The organism is Castellaniella sp. (genome assembly GCF_034007085.1).
Classification (GTDB): Bacteria; Pseudomonadota; Gammaproteobacteria; order Burkholderiales; family Burkholderiaceae_B; genus Castellaniella.
In genome coordinates, this window is the sequence record NZ_JAVERO010000167.1 from 1 (window position 1) to 3,816 (window position 3,816).

Genomic DNA, 3,816 nt, shown 5'->3' on the forward strand with positions numbered 1-3,816 from the left:
GACCATCCGGATCCTGCGAGGCCTGAAGGCGCGCTTCGAGGCCCACCACCAGGTCCGCTATTCGGGGGCGGCCATCACGGCGGCGGCGGAACTGGCCGCACGCCACATCAATGACCGTTTCCTGCCCGACAAGGCGATCGACGTGATCGACGAAGCGGGCGCCGCCCAGCGCCTGTTGCCCAAGTCGCGCCAGAAAAAGCTCATTGGTCGCGCCGAAATCCAGTCCACGGTGGCACGTATCGCGCGCATTCCGCCGCAGAACGTGTCCACGGACGACCGCAACAGGCTGGCCACGCTGGAACGTGACCTGAAGGCCGTGGTGTTCGGGCAGGACCAGGCGATTTCTGCGCTGGCCGCCTCGATCAAGATGGCGCGTTCCGGACTGGGACGCCCCGACAAGCCCATCGGTTGCTTCCTGTTTTCCGGGCCGACGGGGGTGGGCAAGACCGAAGTCGCGCGCCAGCTGGCCTTTGTCCTTGGGATCGAGCTGCTGCGCTTCGACATGTCCGAATACATGGAACGCCATACGGTGTCGCGCCTGATCGGCGCGCCACCAGGCTATGTCGGCTTTGATCAGGGGGGGCTGCTGACCGAGGCCGTCACCAAACAGCCGCATTGCGTGCTGCTGCTCGACGAAATCGAAAAAGCGCATCCAGATGTCTACAACATCCTGTTGCAGGTCATGGATCACGGGACTTTGACCGACAACAATGGGCGCAAGACTGATTTCCGCAATGTAATTCTGGTGATGACCACCAACGCCGGTGCCGACGTGCTGAACCGCAACACCATTGGTTTTGCGGCGCCGCAACGCTCGGGCGATGAAATGGCCGAAATCAAACGCCAGTTCACGCCCGAATTCCGCAATCGTCTGGATGCCATCATCGGGTTTGCGCCGCTGCCCCGCGAGGTCATCCTGCAGGTCGTCGACAAATTCCTCATGCAACTCGAAGACCAGCTCCACGACAAGCGTGTCGAAGTGCTGTTCACCCAGGCGCTGCGCGACTATCTGGCGCGGGCGGGCTTCGATCCGGCGATGGGGGCGCGGCCCATGCAGCGCCTGATCCAGGATACGATCCGCCGGGCGTTGGCCGACGAGCTGTTGTTTGGCCGCCTGGTGCATGGCGGGCGGGTCGAGGTCGATCTGGATGCCCAGGAACAGGTCGTGCTGAATTTCCCTGAAGGCGGTGAGGGCGCCGGCAGCGTGCCCGAACCTTCGCGGCCCGAACCCGAGCTCGTGGAATGATTCCCGGGTCCCGATGCCGCGCCAGCCCCTGATCGCCTGCCCGCATTGTGACACGCTGCACGTACGGCTCGATCCAGGCGTGCGCGGCCGAGCCGAATGCCGCTGTTGCGGCGCGGTGCTGTATCGGCGTGGATGGCTTTCCCTGGATCAATGGGTGGCGCTGGGCTGGACCTGCCTGGCCGTATTTGCCATTGCGCAGTGGTTTCCCATCGTCCGGCTATCGATTCAGGGTCTGGATCTCAGCCTGACCTACTGGCAGGCCCTGCGGCTGTGCTGGGACCGGGGCTATTACGGCGTTTCGGTGATGACGGGACTGGCGGGGTTCTGGTTTCCACTGCTGCAGATCGTGCTGACGCTGTGGGTGATGCAGTCGATTGCGGCGCGCCGTCTGCCGCCCGATCTGGGGTTGGCGCTGCGGCTGCTGGGGCGGTTGGGGCCCTGGTCCATGGCGACCGTGTTGATCCTGGCCATCCTGGTGTCCGTCGTCAAGATCGCGGGCCTGGCGCGGTTGCAGGTCGAGCCTGGCATGCTGGGATTTTTCGCGCTCTGTTTTTTGTTGACTGGGTTGGGCCGCTGGGATGCGCGCGCGCTGTGGCGCCAAGCGGAAGACGCCGGTCTGGTGCCCCTGTCTGGCGCGTGCGGCCAGGGCCGGGTGTGCGACGCCTGTGGCTGTGTCCAGGCGCCGCAGGCATCCGGGCGCTGCCTGCGCTGCGGAGCAAGCATGGGCCATGCCCGCCATGGCAACGCGACCCAGGTCTGGGCGCTGCTGCTGGCAGCAGCCGTGTTCTACATCCCGGCCAATGTCCTGCCGATCATGGAAGTCCGGACGGTGATGGGGCGCAGCGAGCACACCATCCTGGGGGGCGTCATCGAGCTCTGGCGCTATGGCTCCTGGGATCTGGCCGTCATCGTCTTTGTGGCCAGCGTCCTGGTGCCGGTGGCCAAGCTGCTGGCCTTGGCCTTTCTGCAACTGCGCGGTGGCGTGCAGGATGCGCAGGCCCAGCGGCAGCGCACGCGGCTGTATGCCACAGTTGAATTTGTTGGGCAGTGGTCGATGCTGGACGTTTTCGTGGTCGTGCTCATGGCGGCCATGGCCAATTTTCCCGGCCTGTCGCAGATCAACGTCGGGCCTGCGGCCCTGAGTTTCGGTGCGGTGGTCGTGCTCACGATGATTGCCGCCATGTGTCATGATCCACGCCGAGGCTGGGATGCGCTGCGGGACGCCCGGCTCATCAAGGAAACCCATGAACCCTGAGGATCCGTCCATCCAGAAGTCCGGCGATCCGGCCGGTGCCGCCATCCCTGTCCTGGACGCCCAGGCGCCGGTCATCCGGCCCGGCCGCTCCCTGCGCTGGTCCTGGGTCTGGCTGGTCCCTTTGCTGGCATTGGCGGTGGGGCTGTCATTGCTGGGGTCGGCCTGGGTCCGCAATGGCCCGGTGATCACGATCAGTTTCCTGTCGGCCGCCGGTGTCGAGGCGGGCCAGACCAAGCTGCGCTATCGCGATGTGGTGGTGGGCGAGGTCTCGGACGTGCGTGTGGCGCAGGACCGTCAGCATGTGCTGGTGGACGTGCAGCTCAGGCGCGAGGGTTCGGAATACATCACGCAGGAAGCCTCCAAATTCTGGATTGTGCGTCCTCAGGTCAGTCTTGCAGGGGTGTCGGGGCTGGATACGCTGTTGTCGGGGGTCTATATCGCAGTGGATGCCCCCACGACTCGCCTCAAGGGCAATCCGGTCCACACTTTCAAAGGGCTGCTCAACCCACCAGAAGTGCTCAGCGGCCAGGTGGGCACTCGCTTCGTGCTGCAGGCGGATTCGCTGGGTTCGCTGCGGGTCGGGTCCCGCATCCATTACCGCCGCATCGAAGTCGGCCGCGTGGTCAGCTATGAAATGGCGGCTGACGGTCGTTCGGTCGATCTGCATGTCTTCGTCGAGGCGCCCTATGACCATTACGTGACGCCGGATACGCGTTTCTGGAGCGACAGTGGGGTGGACATGACGGTGACGCCAGACGGTGTCCGGGTGCAGACCAGCGGGCTGTCGGCGATCCTGAACGGCGGCATTGCGTTTGCCCAGGCGGATGAGTCCAGTGCCTACGATGGGGTCGTGGACAGTACGCCGGCTGTGGCGGGCAGCGTCTACCGGCTGTTCGGTACCCGCGACGAGGCCCTGGCCGACCCGGATGGCGATCCTGTGCCGATCGAACTGCGCTTCGACCAATCGATCCGCGGATTGCGCCTGGGGGCCGATGTCGATTTCCGGGGCATGTCGATTGGCAAGGTGGTCGATATCGATCTTGAATTCGATGGCGAGCGGCGACGTTTCTATTCCCGGGTACGTGCCCAGCTCTATCCGATGCGCTTCAGCGATGCCTATCGGGAACTGGTCGGCGCGGCAGATGGCGTGCTGGGAGAGGCGCTGCTGCAGCCCCTGATCGAGCGCGGCCTGCGGGCCCAACTGCGCACCGCCAGCCTGCTGACGGGTCTGCAATACGTGGCCCTGGATTTCTTCCCCGGTGAAGCGCACGCGGTGCCGAAGATTCCGGGCGACATTTCCAGCAGCAAAGGATTC

At 64.8% G+C, this 3,816-nt stretch carries 3 protein-coding genes; all 3 read left to right on the forward strand.

The features are described 5' to 3' along the window. Nucleotides 1-1,246 (forward strand): AAA family ATPase (locus RBR29_RS11010; protein WP_320349264.1); only part of this gene is annotated, 1,246 nt, incomplete at its 5' end. A gap of 13 nt (nucleotides 1,247-1,259) precedes the next feature. Beyond that, nucleotides 1,260-2,501 carry a paraquat-inducible protein A gene (locus RBR29_RS11015; protein ID WP_320349266.1) on the forward strand — a complete coding sequence of 414 codons (1,242 nt, stop codon included), beginning with the start codon at nucleotides 1,260-1,262 and terminating at the stop codon, nucleotides 2,499-2,501. Continuing rightward, nucleotides 2,491-3,816 (forward strand): MlaD family protein (locus RBR29_RS11020; RefSeq protein WP_320349268.1); only part of this gene is annotated, 1,326 nt, incomplete at its 3' end. The genes RBR29_RS11015 and RBR29_RS11020, both read left to right, overlap by 11 nt.